This window comes from Enterobacter sp. JBIWA008, from assembly GCF_019968765.1.
In the GTDB taxonomy this organism is placed as follows: domain Bacteria; phylum Pseudomonadota; class Gammaproteobacteria; order Enterobacterales; family Enterobacteriaceae; genus Enterobacter.
Genome location: NZ_CP074149.1, coordinates 3,459,175 through 3,477,194 on the forward strand (window position 1 = coordinate 3,459,175; position 18,020 = coordinate 3,477,194).

Consider the following 18,020-nt stretch of genomic DNA (forward strand, 5'->3'; position numbering starts at 1 on the left):
GCCTCAGGCCGCTTCCTAAACTTTGAAGGCAGCCAAACTCTCACCATCACACATTAAAAATTGTTATCAATTTATAACAGCCATGTTACCCGTCTCAAAAGCAATGCCTCCCCCGTCTGCTATGCTTTTTTGTTAAGTCCATCATGATTTTTCCAGAAGTGTGAACTAACGCACTCATCTAACTCTTTTATTTCCAAGGAGTAATGATTTATGAACCAGCTAGACGGCATCAAACAATTCACCACCGTGGTTGCGGACAGCGGCGATATCGAGTCGATTCGCCACTATCAGCCGGAGGACGCGACCACCAACCCTTCCCTGCTTCTGAAAGCGGCAGGGCTTGCCCATTTTAGTCATCTGATTGATGACGCCATTGGCTACGGTAAACAGCGCGGAAAAACGCAGGAGCAGCAGGTCGCCGAAGCCAGCGACAAGCTGGCGGTTAATTTTGGTGCGGAAATTCTTAAAAGCATCCCGGGACGCGTCTCAACCGAGGTCGACGCCCGCCTCTCGTTCGATACAGAAAAGAGCATTAATAAGGCGCGTCGTCTGGTGGAACTCTACCAGGAACAGGGAATCGATAAATCACGCATTCTGATCAAACTCGCCTCTACCTGGGAAGGCATCCGCGCGGCTGAGGTGCTGGAAAAAGAGGGCATCCACTGCAACCTGACGCTGCTGTTCTCGTTTGCCCAGGCTCGCGCCTGCGCTGAAGCGGGCGTGTTCCTCGTCTCGCCGTTTGTCGGACGCATCTACGACTGGTATCAGGCGAAACAGCCGATGGATCCGTACGTAGTGGATGAGGATCCGGGCGTGAAATCGGTCCGTAATATCTACGACTACTACAAACAGCACCGCTACGAAACCATCGTGATGGGGGCCAGCTTCCGCCGTACCGAGCAGATCCTCGCCCTGGCAGGCTGCGACCGTCTGACCATATCCCCTAACCTGCTCCAGGAGCTACAGGACAAAGAAGAAACGGTGATCCGCAAGCTGGTGCCGACCTCTACCGTTCTGCCAAAACCAAAAGCCATGACCGAAGCGGAATTCCGCTGGGAGCACAATCAGGACGCCATGGCCGTGGAAAAACTGGCGGAAGGTATCCGCCTGTTCGCCGTCGACCAGCGCAAACTTGAAGATCTTCTCGCCGCCAAACTTTAACCCTGCCACGGAGTGAACTATGTCCCGTAAAGAGCTAGCCAATGCCATTCGCGCCCTCAGCATGGATGCCGTGCAAAAAGCCAATTCCGGCCACCCCGGCGCGCCGATGGGCATGGCTGATATTGCCGAAGTGCTGTGGAACGACTTTCTGAAGCACAACCCCAACGACCCCACCTGGTACGATCGCGACCGCTTTATTCTCTCCAACGGTCACGCCTCAATGCTGCTCTATAGCCTGCTGCACCTTTCCGGCTACGATCTGCCGCTTGAGGAGCTGAAAAACTTCCGCCAGCTGCACTCCAAAACGCCGGGTCACCCGGAGATTGGCTATACGCCAGGGGTGGAGACCACCACCGGGCCGCTCGGTCAGGGGCTGGCCAATGCGGTTGGGCTGGCGATTGCCGAGCGTACGCTGGCGGCGCAGTTCAACCAGCCGGACCACGAGATTGTCGACCACTACACCTATGTATTTATGGGTGACGGCTGTCTGATGGAGGGGATCTCCCACGAGGTCTGCTCCCTGGCGGGCACCCTGGGGCTGGGCAAGCTGATTGGCTTCTACGACCACAACGGCATCTCCATCGACGGGGAGACCGAAGGCTGGTTTACCGACGACACGGCAAAACGCTTCGAGGCCTACCACTGGCACGTGGTCCATGAGATCGACGGTCACGACCCTGAGGCGGTGAAAAAAGCGATTCAGGAAGCGCAAAGCGTGAAGGACAAACCGTCGCTGATTATCTGCCGCACGGTCATCGGCTTCGGCTCGCCGAACAAGGCGGGCAAAGAAGAGGCGCACGGCGCAGCGCTGGGTGACGAAGAAGTAGCGCTGACCCGGCAAAAGCTGGGGTGGAAACATCCGCCGTTTGAGATCCCGAAAGAGATCTACAGAGCCTGGGATGCCCGTGAAGAGGGTGAGAAAGCGCAGCACGCCTGGAACGATAAATTTGCCGCCTACAAAAAAGCGCACCCGGAGCTGGCCGCCGAGTTTTCACGCCGCATGAGCGGCGGTCTGCCGGAAGACTGGGACGATAAAACCCAGGCGCTGATTGAAAACCTGCAGTCCAACCCGGCGAAAATCGCCACCCGTAAGGCGTCGCAAAATACCCTGAACGCAATCGGCCCTATTCTCCCCGAACTGCTCGGCGGCTCGGCGGATCTGGCCCCGAGTAACCTGACGATCTGGTCCGGTTCCAAATCGCTCAAAGAGGACATTGCCGGGAACTATATCCACTACGGCGTGCGCGAGTTCGGGATGACGGCCATTGCCAACGGTATCGCCCATCACGGCGGGTTTGTGCCGTACACCGCCACCTTCCTGATGTTTGTCGAGTACGCCCGTAACGCGGCGCGCATGGCGGCGCTGATGAAGGCGCGGCAAATCATGGTTTATACCCATGACTCCATCGGGCTCGGGGAAGACGGGCCTACGCACCAGGCGGTTGAACAGCTGGCGAGCCTGCGCCTGACGCCCAACTTCAGCACCTGGCGTCCGTGCGATCAGGTCGAAGCGGCGGTGGGCTGGAAGCTGGCGGTGGAACGCCACAATGGCCCAACGGCATTAATTCTGTCACGCCAGAATCTGGCACAGATTGAGCGTACCCCGGAGCAGGTGAAAAACATCGCCCGCGGCGGCTACATCCTGAAGGACAGCGGCGGCAAGCCGGACGTGATCCTGATTGCGACAGGGTCCGAGGTGGAAATCACGGTGAAAGCGGCGGAGAAACTGACTGCCGAAGGTCACGCGGTGCGCGTGGTGTCCCTGCCTTCTACGGATATTTTCGACGCCCAGGACGAGGCGTACCGGGAATCGGTCCTGCCGTCCAGCGTCGCGGCTCGCGTGGCGGTGGAGGCCGGTATTGCCGACTACTGGTACAAGTATGTCGGGCTCAAAGGGGCGATTGTCGGGATGCGGGGCTACGGTGAGTCCGCCCCTGCCGATAAGCTGTTCCCGTACTTCGGCTTTACCGTTGAGAACGTGGTAGAGAAGGCGCTGAGCGTGCTGTAGTGCTTTTGCCGGGTAAGCGACAGCGCCACCCGGCAAAAAGCTACCGCGTGATCCACAGCGTGGGCCAGGCATCTGGCCCGTTCCAGTTGTCGCAGCTGGGCTCCTCGGCGTAGCGCACCAGGCGGAAACGCTGGCCGTCAAAACGCCAGCGCGTCTGGATCCCGCAATCGCCCAAACCGCGCCCCAGCGCGAGCGTTGTCAGCTCGCGCGTCTTCTCATCGAAGCTGGCGTTCATCAACTCCATTTCGCTCCCGTCGCCTGACGGCGGCGTAAACGGCAGACGCAGCCTGACGCTGCGGGTGGTGAACGGTTTTTTACGTGATACCAGCCACGCCAGATCGACCGTGTTATAGGCCCCCGCCTCGCAGCTGACGATCAGCAGCGCTTTGTCATCGGTTAACGCTGTGACGCGCACTTCCCGGCGGTTAGGATCCAGCGAGCACTGGCTGCTGTTCATCCGTCCGGTACCATAGTCCAGCAGGTCGTTCAGTTCGGCGTGGGAGAGCGGCGTCGGGGTCGGATTGACGACCGCTACCTTCTTTAAGGCGGGTGCAGGCGGAACGCTTAACGGCGGATCGTCACCTTTCTTGATCCACGCGGTTTCGCTGCCGACGCGCTTTTGCTGCGCATCAATGAACAGCAGCGCAGCTTTAAGACCGCTCAGCGAAATAACCTGCTTACCGCCGCGAAGGGTCAGGGCCTTCCCTTCCTGGATATTTTTCAGAAAGGCGGTGATGGTGGCCGCATCGTCCGTTTTCAGATGCCAGGGCGTGAGCTGCCAGCGCTGTTTGTCCAGCTTCAGGGGAACGTTATCCAGCAGCAGCCGGGGAGCAATCTCTGGCTCTTTGACGGTGGGCGTATCAAGACCGCCAAGATCGATACGCAGCGTGGCGTCCGTTTTCGCCCCGGCGCTTCGGGTGAGCGTCATGACCAGACCGCGGTGTTCACCCGTATTGCGCGCAAGGCAAAAGTTCTGATTATTGCAGGTTACCTGCCAGTCAGAGAAGGCTTGCTGGGCAGGTGCAGCCCGCACCAGCGGCGCGAGGAGCACACAAAACAGGTAAAATAAAAAGACGCTGTAGCGCATGAATGGCACAATCCCGGAACGAAAACGCTTAACTGGGCAGTATCTTCGTGTTCCCGCCGGGGTTGCTCAATCGGATTTATCAGATATACCCGAAAAACACGCTACATCCGTTCGAAAGCAGCGTTCATTAGCCCGGTTGTTTGTAAATACTGCAGTAATATCACGGCTTTACCATCCCTGATTTCCCCTGAACGCATCATCTCCAGCGCACGAGAAAAAGGAAGCTCCAGCACTTCGATATCTTCATCCTCAACGCCACCGCCCCGGTGAGTGCGCTGCGCGTCGCTGTATTCCGCAATGAAGAAATGGACGAGCTCAGTCACGCCGCCCGGTGACATAAATAGCTCAAAGACCTTTTTGACCTCGCCCACTTCGAAGCCGGTTTCTTCTACGGCCTCTTTGCGGATACAAACTTCCGGCTCATCATCATCGAGCAGGCCCGCGCAGGTTTCAATCAGACGACCGTCAGGGTTGCCATTAACCCATGTCGCCACCCTGAACTGACGGATCAGCACCACGCTCTGCTTTTCACGGTTATAGAGCAAAATGGTTGCTCCGTTGCCACGGTCGTAGACCTCGCGTTTGTGGCGGATCACTTCACCGTTGTTACGTGTAAGATCATAGGTGATGTTACGTAGGACAAAGTAGTTTTCAGAGAGAATTTTGTCTTTGATAACGTCAATTTTCAGGGTCATACGGGCTCCACGACACAATGAGTCGTCCTATACTACGCCGTGAATCCCGCTTTGTCGCCCGCCGGTTTAATGGTGTGTTGGCGCATTGACTCCCAGCCAGTCGAGTATCCCTTGCGCCGCATGTCGCCCTTCCGCCATTGCGGTCACCACCAGATCCGCACCGCGTACCGCATCGCCCCCGGCGAAGATCTGTGGGTTGGTCGTCTGGTAACGGTAACGGCTCTCGACGGAGGCAACGATCCGCCCCCACTCATCCGTTTCGACACCCTGCGCCTGCAGCCACGGCATCGCGTGCGGGTTAAAACCAAACGCCATGATGACCGCATCCGCGGCCATCACAAACTCACTGCCCGCCACGGGAACGGGCCGACGCCGTCCCTGCGCATCCGGCTCTCCGAGCTCGGTACGCAGCATCCGGATACCGTTGACCTTACCGTTCGGATCCAGCGTCAGCTCAACCGGCTGGACGTTAAATTCAAACGCCGCGCCCTCTTCTCTGGCGTTCTTCACCTCTTTCTTCGAGCCCGGCATGTTGGCCTCATCCCGACGATAGGCGCAGGTCACCTTCGCCGCACCGTGGCGTAACGCGGTGCGTACGCAGTCCATCGCGGTATCGCCCCCGCCAAGCACCACCACGTTTAAACCCTGGGTGTCGATGAACGGTTCGCTGGCCGTCGCAGTCAGCCCCATAACATGGCGCGTGTTGCCCACCAGGAAAGGCAGCGCGTCATAGACCCCTGGCGCGTCTTCATGCGGGATACCTGCCTTCATCGAGCGATAGGTTCCCACGCCAATAAACAGGGCGTCGTAATCGTTCTTTAGCTGCGACATCGACACGTCCTGGCCTACCTCGCAGTTCAGCTCGAAGCGGATCCCCATCGCGGTAAATATCTCTCTGCGCCGCGCAAGCAGCGATTTGTCGAGCTTAAATGCCGGGATGCCAAAGGTCAGCAATCCGCCAATTTCCGGATGTCGGTCATAGACCGTCACGCTCACGCCGCTGCGCACCAGCACGTCGGCGCACGCCAGCCCGGCGGGCCCCGCGCCGACGATCGCGACACGTTTACCCGACGGCGTGACGGCGGACATATCCGGCCGCCAGCCCATCGTCAGCGCCCGATCGGAGATATAGCGCTCGATGTTACCAATGGTCACGGATCCCGCCTCTTCACGTATTGTGCAGGCACCTTCGCATAATCGGTCCTGCGGGCAGACGCGGCCGGTAATTTCAGGTAAACAGTTGGTCTGATGAGAAAGCTCGACTGCGCCGGTGATATCCCCCGCGTTGAGGCGCTCAATCCACTGTGGGATGTGGTTATGCAGCGGACAGGTCCATTCGCAAATGCTGTGCTCGCCGCATTTCAGGCAGCGCGACGCCTCGCGGGCGGCCTGCACGTCCCGGAACGGCAGGTAAATTTCGTTAAAATGGCCCACGCGCTCTGCGGCAGCGAGTTTGTCAGGCTCGCCGCGTGGCGCCGTCGCCTGCATCTGCTGCAGCCTGGTGCGCGGAGCATCCTCCCTGACATCTTCCGCATGCCAGGGCTGCGCCTCCAGGCAAGCCGTGCGCTGGCGGCGCGATTTCGTCAGATTATCAAGGACAGCAGGCGTCGCCAGTGAGAGAACATCTGCCGGGCAGTTTTCGATACAGGCCGGGCCCTGTGGCCGCGCCAGGCAGAGATCGCATTTATTCGCCGAGGCCTTCACGCTGCCGTTGTCGAGCGGGGTGACGATAATCTCCATCGTGCCAAACGGGCAGGCCACCATGCAGGCCTTACAGCCGATGCATTTTTGTTGATTCACCTGTACGCTGTCATCGCATTTGCTGATGGCGCCGTTCGGGCAGCTTTGCGCACAGGGTGCATTTTCACAGTGATGACAGGTGACGGGGCGTCGCTTCTCGCCGGATCTCAGGACCGTAATACGAGGATGAAAATAGCGTTCGCTCAGGACGTGCTGCTCATCGTTGTGTGCCATCACGCAGGCCACTTCGCAGGCGCGACACCCGATGCACTGCTGGCTGTTAGCCATAATAAAACGATTCATAACCACACCTGTTTTTGGTTCAATAACCTTATTCTTTGTATGAATATGGTATTTACGCATCACGGCGCGATCGGGCAATGTTCAAATGCCCGGAACGCCGAATTATTTACAGTGAACCTGTGACAGATCAATTTTATTCAGAGAGCCGTTCTGTGACCGTTAAGCGACCCGTTTCCGGAAGCCTTGCCTGGGCTTTCTTTTCGATAATTGCCTTATCCGTGCTGACCAGCACCGTCGCGCTGCTGACGCTGGCCAGCAGCCAGCGTGACGCAGAAGCCATTAATATCGCGGGCTCGCTGCGCATGCAGAGCTATCGTCTGGGCTACGAGATGCAGCGCAACAGCCCTTCCCTTGCCGCGCATCGCGAAAGCTGGCAACAGACGCTCGGCGCGCCTGCCCTGCAGAAGCTGAACCGCTGGTACGTCCCGGACAACGTTAAAGCGCGCTACCAGCAGCTGCACGTGGCCTGGCTGGAGATGGATGCGCACATCGCCCGCGGCGACAGCGCATGGTATCAAACCCATATAGAGGATTTTGTCGGCCGCATTGATGCCTTTGTGCTCGCCCTCCAGCACTACACCGAACATAAAATTCAGACGGTGACCCTGCTCTCGCTGGCGGGCGCTCTCGGGATCCTGCTGCTGACGCTGTTTACCCTGCGACGCATCCGTCGCCAGGTGGTGCTGCCGCTTAACAATCTGGTGGCGGCCAGCGAACGGGTTGAGCGTGGGGAATTTGCCACCCCTGCGCCGGATACCGCCCTGCCGAACGAGCTGGGCCAACTATCCCGCGCCTTCAACCACATGTCCGCCGAGCTGGACACGCTCTACCGTTCGCTCGAAGCCTCGGTCGCGGAAAAAACGCGGCATCTGCATGAAGCCCACCAGCAGCTCGACATGCTGTTCAAGTGCTCTCAGGCGCTCAATACCGGCCAGATAGACAGCCACTGCTTCCGGCATATCCTGCAGATTGTCCATGACTATACGCAGATGACTTATCTGGAATTACGCACCAGCGACGACTGGAGGCTGTGTGAAGGGACGGAGTCATATGGTACGCCTCTGCAAAACCTGCCGGTCCTGATGCAGGACACCCTTTACGGCGAGCTGCGCTGGCAAAGCGAGACGGACAGCGTTCCCCTCCCGCTGATGAGAAGCGTGGCGACCATGCTCGGGCGCGGGCTGTACTTTAACCAGGCGCAAAAGCACTACCAGCAGCTGCTGCTGATGGAAGAGCGCGCCACCATCGCTCGCGAGCTGCACGATTCGCTGGCGCAGGTGCTGTCGTATCTGCGCATTCAGCTGGCACTGCTCAAACGCGCCGTGCCGGAGGATAATGCTCCGGCGCAGACTATCATCTCCGACTTCTCCCGTGAGCTGAACAACGCCTGGCAGCAGTTGCGCGAGCTGCTCACCACCTTTCGCCTGACGCTGAACCACGCGAATTTACCCGCGGCTCTGCAGGAGTCGCTCGACGTCCTGCAGAGCCAGACGCAGGCGAAGCTTCATCTCGACTGCCGCCTCTCCTCGCTGGCGCTGGACGCGCAAAAGCAGGTGCATTTATTGCAGATCGTGCGTGAGGCCGTGCTGAATGCAATTAAGCACGCGCAGGCCAGCGAGATCACCGTAAGCTGCGTGACCTCAGCGGACGGTACGCACAGCGTCAACATTCGTGACAACGGCATCGGGATTGGCGAAGCCAGCGAGCCGCCGGGACATTACGGGCTGAACATTATGCGCGAACGCGCGCAACGGCTCGGAGGAATGCTGCACTTTTCGCAGCCGCAAAACGGCGGCACGCTGGTCAGCGTGACGTTCCCGGTGCCCACGCCGTTAACGGGTAAATAACGGTAAAGAGGGAAGCGCAGGGGAAAGCGCATGATAATTTACATTATCTCCTTTATTTCTCCACGTTTGACCTGGCCCTTACCGCTAAAGTTATGCGGGCAATAAACAATAATGACGTGCAGCAAAACGAGGTCACTTTTTCATGGCGAATTTTTTCATCGATCGCCCCATTTTTGCCTGGGTGCTTGCCATCCTGTTGTGCCTGACAGGTGTCCTGGCGATTACTTCACTTCCCGTTGAGCAATATCCCGATCTGGCACCGCCCAACGTGCGCGTAACAGCAAACTACCCCGGCGCTTCCGCACAAACGCTGGAAAACACCGTCACGCAGGTTATCGAGCAGAACATGACGGGTCTGGATAACCTGATGTACATGTCCTCGCAAAGCAGCGCCACAGGCCAGGCGACGGTTACCCTGAGCTTCAAGGCAGGTACCGATCCAGACGAAGCCGTACAGCAGGTACAAAACCAGCTGCAGTCGGCCATGCGCAAGCTGCCCCAGGCGGTGCAGAATCAGGGCGTAACCGTGCGTAAAACCGGTGACACCAACATTTTGACCATCGCGTTTGTCTCGACAGATGGCTCAATGGATAAGCAGGACATTGCCGACTACGTCGCCAGTAATATTCAGGATCCCATCAGCCGTATTAACGGCGTCGGCGACATCGACGCTTACGGCTCACAATACTCCATGCGCATCTGGCTCGATCCCAACAAGCTGAACAGCGTCCAGATGACGGCAACGGACGTGACGAATGCCATCAAAGCCCAGAACGCCCAGATTGCGGTGGGGCAACTGGGGGGAACGCCGTCCGTCGATAAACAAGCCCTGAACGCCACCATCAATTCACAATCCCTGCTGCAGACGCCGGACCAGTTCCGCAACATCACCCTGCGTGTGAATCAGGATGGGTCGGAAGTGCGTCTGGGTGATGTCGCCACGGTGGAAATGGGAGCGGAAAAATACGACTACCTGAGCCGCTTTAACGGCAATCAGGCCTCCGGTCTGGGAATTAAGCTGGCCTCCGGCGCAAACGAAATGGCCACGGCGAAACTGGTGTTAGACCGTCTGGACGAGCTGTCGCAGTATTTCCCGCACGGGCTGGAGTACAAAGTCGCCTATGAAACCACCTCCTTTGTTAAAGCCTCCATTGAGGACGTGGTAAAGACCCTGCTGGAAGCCATCGCGCTGGTGTTCCTGGTCATGTACCTGTTCCTGCAAAACTTCCGCGCCACGCTGATCCCAACCATTGCCGTCCCCGTGGTGCTGCTGGGGACCTTTACGGTGCTGTATGCGTTCGGGTACAGCATTAATACCCTGACGATGTTTGCGATGGTGCTGGCGATTGGCCTTCTGGTGGATGATGCCATCGTGGTGGTCGAAAACGTCGAGCGTATTATGAGCGAAGAAGGGCTCTCTCCGCGCCAGGCAACGCGCAAGTCCATGGGGCAAATTCAGGGGGCGCTAGTCGGTATTGCGATGGTGCTGTCGGCGGTCTTTATCCCGATGGCCTTCTTTGGCGGTACCACCGGGGCGATTTACCGCCAGTTCTCGATCACCATCGTCTCGGCGATGGTGCTCTCCGTGCTGGTCGCGCTGATCCTCACCCCAGCGCTGTGCGCCACCATTCTGAAACCGCTGCACAAAGGGGAGCAACACGGGCAAAAAGGCTTCTTCGGCTGGTTTAACCGCATGTTCAACCGCAATGCCGCGCGGTATGAATCTGCCGTCGGTGGCGTGCTCCATCGCAGCCTGCGCTGGATGATGATTTACGTTGTGCTGCTGGGCGGCATGGTCTGGCTGTTTATGCATCTTCCCACCTCGTTCCTGCCGATGGAAGACCGGGGAATGTTCACCACCTCGGTGCAGCTCCCGAGCGGCGCAACGCAGCAGCAGACGCTGAAAGTGGTTCAGAAAGTGGAACAGTACTTCTTCACCAAAGAGAAAGATAACGTTGTGTCGGTCTTCTCCACCGTGGGCTCTGGACCGGGCGGAAACGGGCAGAACGTCGCCCGTATGTTCGTCCGACTGAAGGACTGGGACGAACGTGATACCAGAACGGGAACGTCATTTGCCATCATTGAACGCGCGACCAAAGCCTTTGCGCACATCAAAGAGGCGCGCGTCTTTGCCAGCAGCCCGCCGGCGATAAGCGGCCTGGGCAGTTCCGCCGGCTTTGATATGGAACTGCAGGATCACGCCGGGGCGGGCCACACGGCGCTGATGGCGGCACGCGATAAGCTGTTAGCGCTGGCAGGCAACGATCCGGGCCTGACCCGCGTTCGCCATAACGGCCTGGACGACAGTCCGCAGCTGCAGGTGGATATCGATCAGCGTAAGGCGCAGGCGCTGGGCGTTTCGATCAACGATATCAATGACACCCTGCAAACGGCGTGGGGCTCGAGCTATGTGAATGACTTTATGGATCGCGGCCGCGTGAAAAAAGTGTATGTCCAGTCAGCCGCGCCGTTCCGCATGCTGCCGGATGATATTAACCGCTGGTTTGTCAGGAATAATGTCGGCGGCATGGTGCCGTTCTCCGCCTTTGCCAACTCGCACTGGGAAACCGGATCGCCGCGTCTGGAGCGCTATAACGGCTATTCCGCGGTTGAAATCGTGGGGGAAGCCGCGCCGGGCGTCAGTACAGGTACCGCCATGGATACCATGGAAAAACTGGTGCAGCAGCTGCCCGCCGGTTTTGGTCTGGAGTGGACGGCCATGTCCTACCAGGAGCGTCTCTCCGGAGCACAGGCTCCCGCACTTTACGCGCTCTCTCTGCTGGTGGTCTTCCTCTGCCTTGCCGCACTGTATGAAAGCTGGTCAGTCCCGTTCTCCGTCATGCTGGTCGTGCCTCTTGGCGTCATCGGTGCCCTGCTGGCAACCTGGATGCGCGGCCTGGAGAACGATGTTTACTTCCAGGTGGGTCTGCTCACCGTGATTGGGCTGTCGGCGAAAAACGCCATTTTGATCGTTGAGTTTGCCAACGAGATGAATGCCAAAGGCCACGAGCTGATGGCCGCCACGCTGCACGCCTGCCGTCAGCGCCTGCGTCCGATCCTGATGACGTCGCTGGCATTTGTCTTTGGCGTACTGCCGATGGCAACCAGTACGGGGGCAGGTTCCAGCAGCCAGCATGCCGTCGGGACGGGGGTCATGGGCGGCATGATTTCAGCCACCATCCTGGCCATTTACTTCGTGCCGTTATTCTTTGTGCTGGTGCGTCGTCGCTTCCCGTTAAAGGAACGTGCTGAGTAAGTGATTGAAATAAAAAAAGGCGGCTTTATCGGCCGCCTTTTTATTGTGTGATTAATTCACACTATGGTTATTTTACTTATTTTAGTGCTCTTGCAATTCTTACTGAATGTCATTTACGAAGCATACCTTCGATAAAATCTTTCCAGTTCCCCAGTTCACGTTCAATCATAACAACCTCTCTTATTATTATGCGCATTCTACAAAAACGGACCATCATTGTGAAGACTATTTAACCAATTGCTGTGATTGTACCCCACGTCCTGCGGGGATTTATGATAAATATGAACGGAGAGGCCTCAATTTTTTGTGACGGCTGGCAATATTTTGAAATAACCCTGCAGACGGGTGAGTTTTATTTTACCCGCTGAGTTTATTCGAAATTTAAACCTTATGGACATCTATGCTTAAATGATGAAAGAATATTCAGCGTACAGATGTGAGTTGAATTAAGTTGAAGTGTAAATCCAGACGATTCCTGAATGTGTTATATTCCACTTAAGGATATATCTTCGAATTTACTGAACATTTAATCATCATTAGGTCAAAAGGATTCACCATGGTTGTGATGTACGGCATTAAAAATTGCGACACCATCAAAAAAGCCCGCCGCTGGCTGGAAGCAAACGGCGTGGAGTACCGCTTCCACGATTACCGTGCAGACGGGCTTGATGCAGAATTTCTGCATAGCGCGATCGGCGAGCTGGGGTGGGAAGCCCTGCTGAACACCCGCGGCACCACCTGGCGTAAACTCGACGAATCTCTGCGCGCCAGCATCAACAACGCCGACAGCGCGGTAAAACTGATGCTCGAGATGCCGGCAATTATCAAACGCCCATTGCTCTGCGCGCCAGGGCAGCCTATGCTGCTGGGTTTCAGTGAAACCCTTTATTCCGACTTTTTTCGTTGAGGTGTAGTTTATGTCATGCCCGGTCATTGAGCTGACTCAGCAGCTTATTCGCCGTCCTTCCCTGAGCCCGGACGACGCAGGTTGTCAGGCACTTATGATTGAGCGCCTGCGTGCCATCGGTTTTACCGTTGAACGCATGGATTTTGGCGATACCCAGAACTTCTGGGCGTGGCGCGGCCAGGGTGAAACGCTGGCCTTTGCCGGGCATACTGACGTCGTTCCCGCCGGTGATGCGGATCGCTGGATTAACCCGCCGTTTGAACCAACAATCCGCGATGGCATGCTATTTGGCCGCGGCGCGGCAGATATGAAAGGCTCTCTGGCGGCGATGGTCGTGGCGGCAGAGCGCTTTGTTGCGCAGCATCCGAACCACAAAAACCGTCTCGCGTTTTTGATCACCTCCGACGAAGAAGCCAGCGCCCATAACGGTACCGTGAAGGTCGTTGAAGCGCTGATGGCGCGTAACGAGCGTCTCGACTACTGCCTGGTCGGGGAGCCGTCCAGTACCGAAGTGGTGGGCGATGTCGTCAAAAACGGGCGCCGTGGCTCGCTGACCTGTAATCTGACCATTCACGGCGTTCAGGGGCACGTTGCTTATCCGCATCTGGCCGATAACCCGGTTCATCGCGCTGCGCCGATGCTGAGCGAACTGGTGGGCATCGAGTGGGATAAAGGCAACGAATTCTTCCCGCCGACCAGCATGCAGATTGCGAACGTCAAGGCCGGGACCGGCAGCAATAACGTGATCCCGGGTGATTACTTCGTCCAGTTTAACTTCCGCTTCAGCACCGAACTGACCGATGAGATGATCAAGGCTCGCGTCGTCGCCCTGCTGGAAAAATATCACCTGCGCTACACCGTGGAGTGGTGGCTTTCCGGCCAGCCGTTCCTGACGCAGCGCGGTAAACTGGTGGATGCGGTGGTGAACGCCATCGAGCACTATAATGAAATTAAGCCACAGCTGCTGACAACGGGTGGCACCTCAGACGGACGCTTTATTGCCCGTATGGGCGCCCAGGTTGTCGAACTGGGTCCAGTGAACGCAACCATTCATAAAATCAATGAATGTGTCAATGCGGCAGATTTGCAACTGCTGGCCCGTATGTATCAACGTATTATGGAGCAACTCGTCGCCTGACGAACGCTCAGAGAGGAATAGCGAATGGATTGGCTTTCAAAGTACTGGTGGATTCTGGTGTTAGTGTTTCTGGTAGGCGTATTGCTTAACGTGATTAAAGATCTTAAGCGCGTTGACCATAAAAAATTTCTCGCCAACAAACCGGATCTTCCCCCGCACCGTGATTTTAACGACAAGTGGGACGATGATGACGACTGGCCGAAGAAGGACCAGAAGAAGTAATCGTTACGTTTCCCCTCTCCCCGGGAGAGGGGGAAACCTCACATAAACTCTACAATATCATCGTTATCCGGCTTGCCGCCGCTGAGCGCTTCATCAAAGTAGTGCTTCGGTACGGTATAGCGCAAACGATCGAGCGCGAACTGCATGCTACGGTCGTCAATCGCGTGCCCCAGATCGTCAACGATATCCAGCGTCACATCTCCACCTTCGCGAATCAGCGCTTCCTGAGCGGCAACCGCATGCGAGAGTTCAATTACCCGGTCTTCGCCACCGTGGATCAGGTGGATCGTGGTCTGCGTGGTCGCGCTTGTCGGTAACGTCGCAAAACGACCGTTAAACGCGATGACGCGTGACACCAGACCCGGCTGTGCTTTTACGCTTTCCAGCGACATGATTGACCCCTGCGAGAAGCCAATCAGCGCGGTTGCATCAGCACCCACGCCGCTCTGCTGCTGCCAGTAGCGGACGATATCGGTAAAGGTGGGCATGATGGCGTCGATGCGAGCCTGACGATTCTCTTCCGTCACGCCCTGAACAGAGAACCACTGGCGTCCGTTCGGACCACATGGCTCTACGCCACCGATGCTGACAATCAATGCCTCAGGAAAAACGGGCGCAAACCAGCTGCCAATCTGACCCATATTGACGGCATTATCGCCAACGCCATGAAACAGAAGCAGTAACTGTTTAGCCGGTTTGTCAGGGCTTTGAACAACAAAATGGTCGTGTTTCATGGTGGTCTCCTTAATAGATGACCTGGATTCTACGCCTCCCGACGTGAATGACCATGCCACTTTACTGAAGAAGTCATTGAAAAAATTGCCATTGCAAAATGTCTTCCTTCAACTGCTGGCAGCGGGGATAATCAAGGCTTTCAAGCGCTAGCGCGGTTTCACTGCGCAGCTTTGCCAGCAACGCTTTTCGCCCGATGTCTTCCATTTTTCCTTCAATTTTCCCACTCAGGGCCGGAAGCGGAATGTCCACGGCTAACAACAGCCGCGTCAGTGCAGCAACCGAGGTTGAAAACGCCCGGTGCGCAAAGGCGAATCCGGCCAGCTCAAGCCAGTCGTCATTATTAAGGGTAGCTTCCCATCGGTCTTCCACGGGGATCTTTTCACCGTTCCAGGCCGATAGTACCCGCGCATCGCGCTCCAGACGCTGTTGCGCCTGCTCACACAGCCGACGCCCTGCCTCACTCTGCGGCAGCAAGGCCATCGCGGTGTAGCAGCCGCTGCTGGCTTCACGATGGCTGCCCATCCGCACCAGCACAAACCCGCACTGCTGCCAGAAGCGCCAAAGTTCATCGGTATAACCAAAGCTCACCGACAGATAATCTTCGCCGCTGGCGCTGCGAATAAGCGCCTGGCCAATCCCTTCCCGCTGACGGTGTGGATGTACGGCAATGCGGGTCACCCGTCGTCCTCTAAGCGTCGCCGCCAGGGGAGAGCCGCCGTGCGCCGCCAGAGACTGCGCCACCAGGTTACCGCGCGGACGCCGGTACCCCGCCCAGACGGCGCGGCTAAGCTCAGGGGACAGCCCGCCCTCCTCCACCAGCCAGAGCGCCCCGGCGATAACCGGGTTCGTTTCGGCAACGACAAACTGCTGCCCGGGCGCGTCCATCATGCGGCGTAAATCGAGCGGCGAGGTGCGATAATGCGCCGCACAGAGGAGCTCGTATACGCTCGCGGCAAGCGCCGGGCGGCTTTCCCATGCCGTCGGCGTCAGGGACGTTAGACGCACCTCTCCATCCGGGCGGCGGTCGATCAGCGTATCGTCAAACAGCAGCGCGCTGGCGACAACCCGCTCCAGCGGGCAGCCCGCAGCCCAGCGTACCGGTGTAGATAAGCTGTAGCGCTGCAGCCCGGCAAACCGACCGCAGAATTTAAGCAAGAATCCCCGGCCCGTCCCTTCATATCCCTGCACCGTGGTGGTCAACAGCACGCGTGGGAAACGGACAACTAGCTTTTCCAGCATCGGACCGGGGATCGCAGCTGCTTCATCGACAATCAGCAAGTCAGCCCGGTGTGGAGAGGCAAGCAGCGCGTCCGGGGCCATAAAATGAAAACGCTCTCCGGCAAAGCGGGCGATGATATCCGTCGCCCCCTTCGACGGCGCGGTAACCACGGCGCTGCCCGCAATGCGGTTCAGCAACATTCCTGCCAGGGCTGATTTTCCGCGCCCGCGCGCGGCGGTGACGGCCACGATCCCCTCCGGCATACCCAGCAGCACATCCAGGATCTCAGCCTGCTCGCGCTGCGGTGCGCCGCTGGCAGGCTGCCAGTCTGGCTCGTCGGGTAAAGGCGGAAGGGATAACGCACTTTCCTGATGCCAGACAATCGCGTCGGGATCGGCGGCAATCGTCCGGCAGAAATGGTGTACAAAATGCGGAGTGGCTATCGCTTCGGCGCCGTCGCTCCAGCGCAGTGAATCACTGTCTGGCAACTCAGCCCACGCGTCGAGCGGCGGAACCCGCAGCACCAGAAGGCTGCCGGCGCTCAGCGTTCCGCTCAGGGCGGCAAACGCGGCAACATCAAACCCGGCGCTGGCGTCAAAAACGGCATGCCGGAACTCGCGTCCCAGCAGGCCGCTGATGGCTTTTGAAGGGTGTTCGTTCAGCCAGACCCAGTCTCCGGGCAAGGCGTCACGCAAGGCAACCGCCTGGCTTAACGTCCACTGCGCCTCACCGCTGAGCACCACCAGCCGACGATGGCCGGTGCGCTCAAGCTCGCGTATCAGCTGTTCAAACTGCAGCATTACATCGCTTTGCCGAAGGTATTACACTGCGCCGGATCGCCGCTGTCGAAGCCGCGTTTAAACCAGCTATAGCGCTGTTGAGAAGTACCGTGAGTGAAGCTGTCCGGCACGACGCGCCCCTGACTCTGCTGCTGAAGGCGGTCGTCACCGATAGCCTGAGCGGCATTTAACGCCTCTTCAAGATCGCCGGATTCCAGCACGCCCTGCTGCTGCATGCTGTGGCCCCAGACGCCCGCGAAGCAGTCTGCCTGCAGTTCCATTTTAACGGAAAGGCGATTCACGTCAGCCTGAGACGCATTTTGCTGGAGCTGGCGCACTTTTGGCTCAATCCCCAGCAGCTTTTGCACGTGATGGCCGACTTCATGCGCGATCACGTAGCCCTGGGCAAAATCACCGTCAGCGCCAAGCTTGCGTTTCATGTCATCGTAAAAAGAGAGATCGATATAGACGGTGCCGTCTGCCGGGCAGTAGAACGGCCCCATCACAGATTGCCCGGTACCGCATCCGGTGCGGGTTGCCCCCCGGTACATCACCAGCTTCGGCTGCTGGTAGGTACGCCCCATCTTCTCGAACAGCTGACCCCAGGTGTCTTCCGTTGTGGCGAGAATAACGGAGGTAAATTTGGCCGCTTCATCTTCATTCGGGCTGATAGAGCGCTGAGAATGCTGCTGCTGTTGCAGCGGTTGACCGGTCATTAAACCGGTGAGATCGACGCCGTAATACCCCGCAACCAGCACTACAATCAGCAGGATGATACCGCCCTTGCCGCTGGGTAACCGGAAGCCGGGTCCTCCCATTGAAGGACCGCCGCCGCCATCACTGCGTCTGTCTTCTACATTGTCACTTTCACGACGCCCTTGCCAGCGCATAACCACCTCGAACTATTCCATTTATAATAGCTA

14 protein-coding genes are annotated in these 18,020 nt (G+C 57.7%); 7 read left to right on the top strand and 7 right to left on the bottom strand.

Annotated elements, in window-relative coordinates; all coding sequences use genetic code 11:
* Positions 1 to 210 precede the first annotated feature (210 nt).
* Both tal and tkt read left to right on the top strand, forming a co-directional pair.
* Complete coding sequence (gene tal / locus KGP24_RS16605) at positions 211 to 1,161, top strand: transaldolase (RefSeq protein ID WP_223561170.1); 951 nt, start codon at positions 211 to 213, stop codon at positions 1,159 to 1,161.
* A 19-nt stretch (positions 1,162 to 1,180) separates the two neighbouring features.
* Positions 1,181 to 3,169 carry a transketolase gene (gene tkt, locus KGP24_RS16610; RefSeq protein WP_223561171.1) on the top strand — a complete coding sequence of 663 codons (1,989 nt, stop codon included), beginning with the start codon at positions 1,181 to 1,183 and terminating at the stop codon, positions 3,167 to 3,169.
* A gap of 40 nt (positions 3,170 to 3,209) precedes the next feature.
* On the opposite strand, the gene KGP24_RS16615 is transcribed toward tkt, so the two are convergent.
* The 3 genes from KGP24_RS16615 to aegA all read right to left on the bottom strand — a co-directional run bounded on the left by KGP24_RS16615 (position 3,210) and on the right by aegA (position 6,994).
* Positions 3,210 to 4,256 (bottom strand): DUF1176 domain-containing protein, encoded by a 1,047-nt coding sequence (locus KGP24_RS16615; RefSeq protein ID WP_223561172.1) that lies wholly within the window; start codon positions 4,254 to 4,256, stop codon positions 3,210 to 3,212.
* A gap of 101 nt (positions 4,257 to 4,357) precedes the next feature.
* Complete coding sequence (gene nudK, locus KGP24_RS16620) at positions 4,358 to 4,951, bottom strand: GDP-mannose pyrophosphatase NudK (protein ID WP_223561173.1); 594 nt, start codon at positions 4,949 to 4,951, stop codon at positions 4,358 to 4,360.
* 66 nt (positions 4,952 to 5,017) lie between these two features.
* Entirely contained in the window at positions 5,018 to 6,994 is a 1,977-nt protein-coding gene (gene aegA, locus KGP24_RS16625) for a formate-dependent uric acid utilization protein AegA (protein WP_223561174.1), read from the bottom strand.
* Between the two features lie 152 nt (positions 6,995 to 7,146).
* Between aegA and narQ the strand changes: the two genes are divergently transcribed.
* Positions 7,147 to 8,841, top strand: a complete 1,695-nt coding sequence (gene narQ, locus KGP24_RS16630; RefSeq protein ID WP_223561175.1) for a nitrate/nitrite two-component system sensor histidine kinase NarQ — start codon at positions 7,147 to 7,149, stop codon at positions 8,839 to 8,841.
* Between the two features lie 142 nt (positions 8,842 to 8,983).
* Positions 8,984 to 12,097 carry a multidrug efflux RND transporter permease AcrD gene (gene acrD, locus KGP24_RS16635; RefSeq protein WP_223561176.1) on the top strand — a complete coding sequence of 1,038 codons (3,114 nt, stop codon included), beginning with the start codon at positions 8,984 to 8,986 and terminating at the stop codon, positions 12,095 to 12,097.
* A 109-nt stretch (positions 12,098 to 12,206) separates the two neighbouring features.
* Here acrD and ypfM read toward each other — a convergent pair whose 3' ends face one another.
* Positions 12,207 to 12,266, bottom strand: a complete 60-nt coding sequence (ypfM, locus tag KGP24_RS16640; RefSeq protein ID WP_015572204.1) for a protein YpfM — start codon at positions 12,264 to 12,266, stop codon at positions 12,207 to 12,209.
* Positions 12,267 to 12,653: 387 nt separating this feature from the next.
* Between ypfM and KGP24_RS16645 the strand changes: the two genes are divergently transcribed.
* Genes KGP24_RS16645 through KGP24_RS16655 form a run of 3 tightly spaced genes read left to right on the top strand, consistent with a single transcriptional unit; the run spans position 12,654 to position 14,364 of the window.
* Positions 12,654 to 13,004: an ArsC family reductase gene (locus tag KGP24_RS16645; protein WP_223561177.1), complete on the top strand. Its 351-nt coding sequence runs from the start codon at positions 12,654 to 12,656 to the stop codon at positions 13,002 to 13,004.
* A 10-nt stretch (positions 13,005 to 13,014) separates the two neighbouring features.
* Positions 13,015 to 14,142 carry a succinyl-diaminopimelate desuccinylase gene (dapE, locus tag KGP24_RS16650; RefSeq protein WP_047060712.1) on the top strand — a complete coding sequence of 376 codons (1,128 nt, stop codon included), beginning with the start codon at positions 13,015 to 13,017 and terminating at the stop codon, positions 14,140 to 14,142.
* Between the two features lie 24 nt (positions 14,143 to 14,166).
* On the top strand, positions 14,167 to 14,364 hold the full coding sequence (locus KGP24_RS16655) for a YpfN family protein (protein WP_014171111.1): 198 nt from the start codon (positions 14,167 to 14,169) through the stop codon (positions 14,362 to 14,364).
* 38 nt (positions 14,365 to 14,402) lie between these two features.
* Here the strand turns inward: KGP24_RS16655 and ypfH are convergent, their stop codons facing one another.
* The 3 genes from ypfH to KGP24_RS16670 all read right to left on the bottom strand — a co-directional run bounded on the left by ypfH (position 14,403) and on the right by KGP24_RS16670 (position 17,987).
* On the bottom strand, positions 14,403 to 15,098 hold the full coding sequence (gene ypfH, locus KGP24_RS16660; protein WP_223561178.1) for an esterase: 696 nt from the start codon (positions 15,096 to 15,098) through the stop codon (positions 14,403 to 14,405).
* Between the two features lie 73 nt (positions 15,099 to 15,171).
* The gene (locus tag KGP24_RS16665) at positions 15,172 to 17,118 is read right to left on the bottom strand and encodes a GNAT family N-acetyltransferase (RefSeq protein WP_223561179.1); all 1,947 of its coding nucleotides are present in this window, start codon (positions 17,116 to 17,118) and stop codon (positions 15,172 to 15,174) included.
* Positions 17,118 to 17,987: a neutral zinc metallopeptidase gene (locus tag KGP24_RS16670; protein ID WP_008501630.1), complete on the bottom strand. Its 870-nt coding sequence runs from the start codon at positions 17,985 to 17,987 to the stop codon at positions 17,118 to 17,120. The genes KGP24_RS16665 and KGP24_RS16670 overlap by 1 nt, the downstream gene beginning before the upstream one ends.
* Between the last annotated feature and the right edge of the window lie 33 nt (positions 17,988 to 18,020).

Excerpts from the sequence above, each read along its gene's own strand:
- acrD (WP_223561176.1), top strand. The coding sequence starts at position 8,984 with ATGGCGAATTTTTTCATCGATCGCCCCATTTTTGCCTGGGTGCTTGCC.
- tal (WP_223561170.1), top strand. The coding sequence starts at position 211 with ATGAACCAGCTAGACGGCATCAAACAATTCACCACCGTGGTTGCGGAC.
- KGP24_RS16670 (WP_008501630.1), bottom strand. The coding sequence starts at position 17,987 with ATGCGCTGGCAAGGGCGTCGTGAAAGTGACAATGTAGAAGACAGACGC.
- nudK (WP_223561173.1), bottom strand. The coding sequence starts at position 4,951 with ATGACCCTGAAAATTGACGTTATCAAAGACAAAATTCTCTCTGAAAAC.
- KGP24_RS16615 (WP_223561172.1), bottom strand. The coding sequence starts at position 4,256 with ATGCGCTACAGCGTCTTTTTATTTTACCTGTTTTGTGTGCTCCTCGCG.
- tkt (WP_223561171.1), top strand. The coding sequence starts at position 1,181 with ATGTCCCGTAAAGAGCTAGCCAATGCCATTCGCGCCCTCAGCATGGAT.
- dapE (WP_047060712.1), top strand. The coding sequence starts at position 13,015 with ATGTCATGCCCGGTCATTGAGCTGACTCAGCAGCTTATTCGCCGTCCT.
- KGP24_RS16665 (WP_223561179.1), bottom strand. The coding sequence starts at position 17,118 with ATGCTGCAGTTTGAACAGCTGATACGCGAGCTTGAGCGCACCGGCCAT.
- ypfH (WP_223561178.1), bottom strand. The coding sequence starts at position 15,098 with ATGAAACACGACCATTTTGTTGTTCAAAGCCCTGACAAACCGGCTAAA.
- KGP24_RS16655 (WP_014171111.1), top strand. The coding sequence starts at position 14,167 with ATGGATTGGCTTTCAAAGTACTGGTGGATTCTGGTGTTAGTGTTTCTG.
- aegA (WP_223561174.1), bottom strand. The coding sequence starts at position 6,994 with ATGAATCGTTTTATTATGGCTAACAGCCAGCAGTGCATCGGGTGTCGC.
- KGP24_RS16645 (WP_223561177.1), top strand. The coding sequence starts at position 12,654 with ATGGTTGTGATGTACGGCATTAAAAATTGCGACACCATCAAAAAAGCC.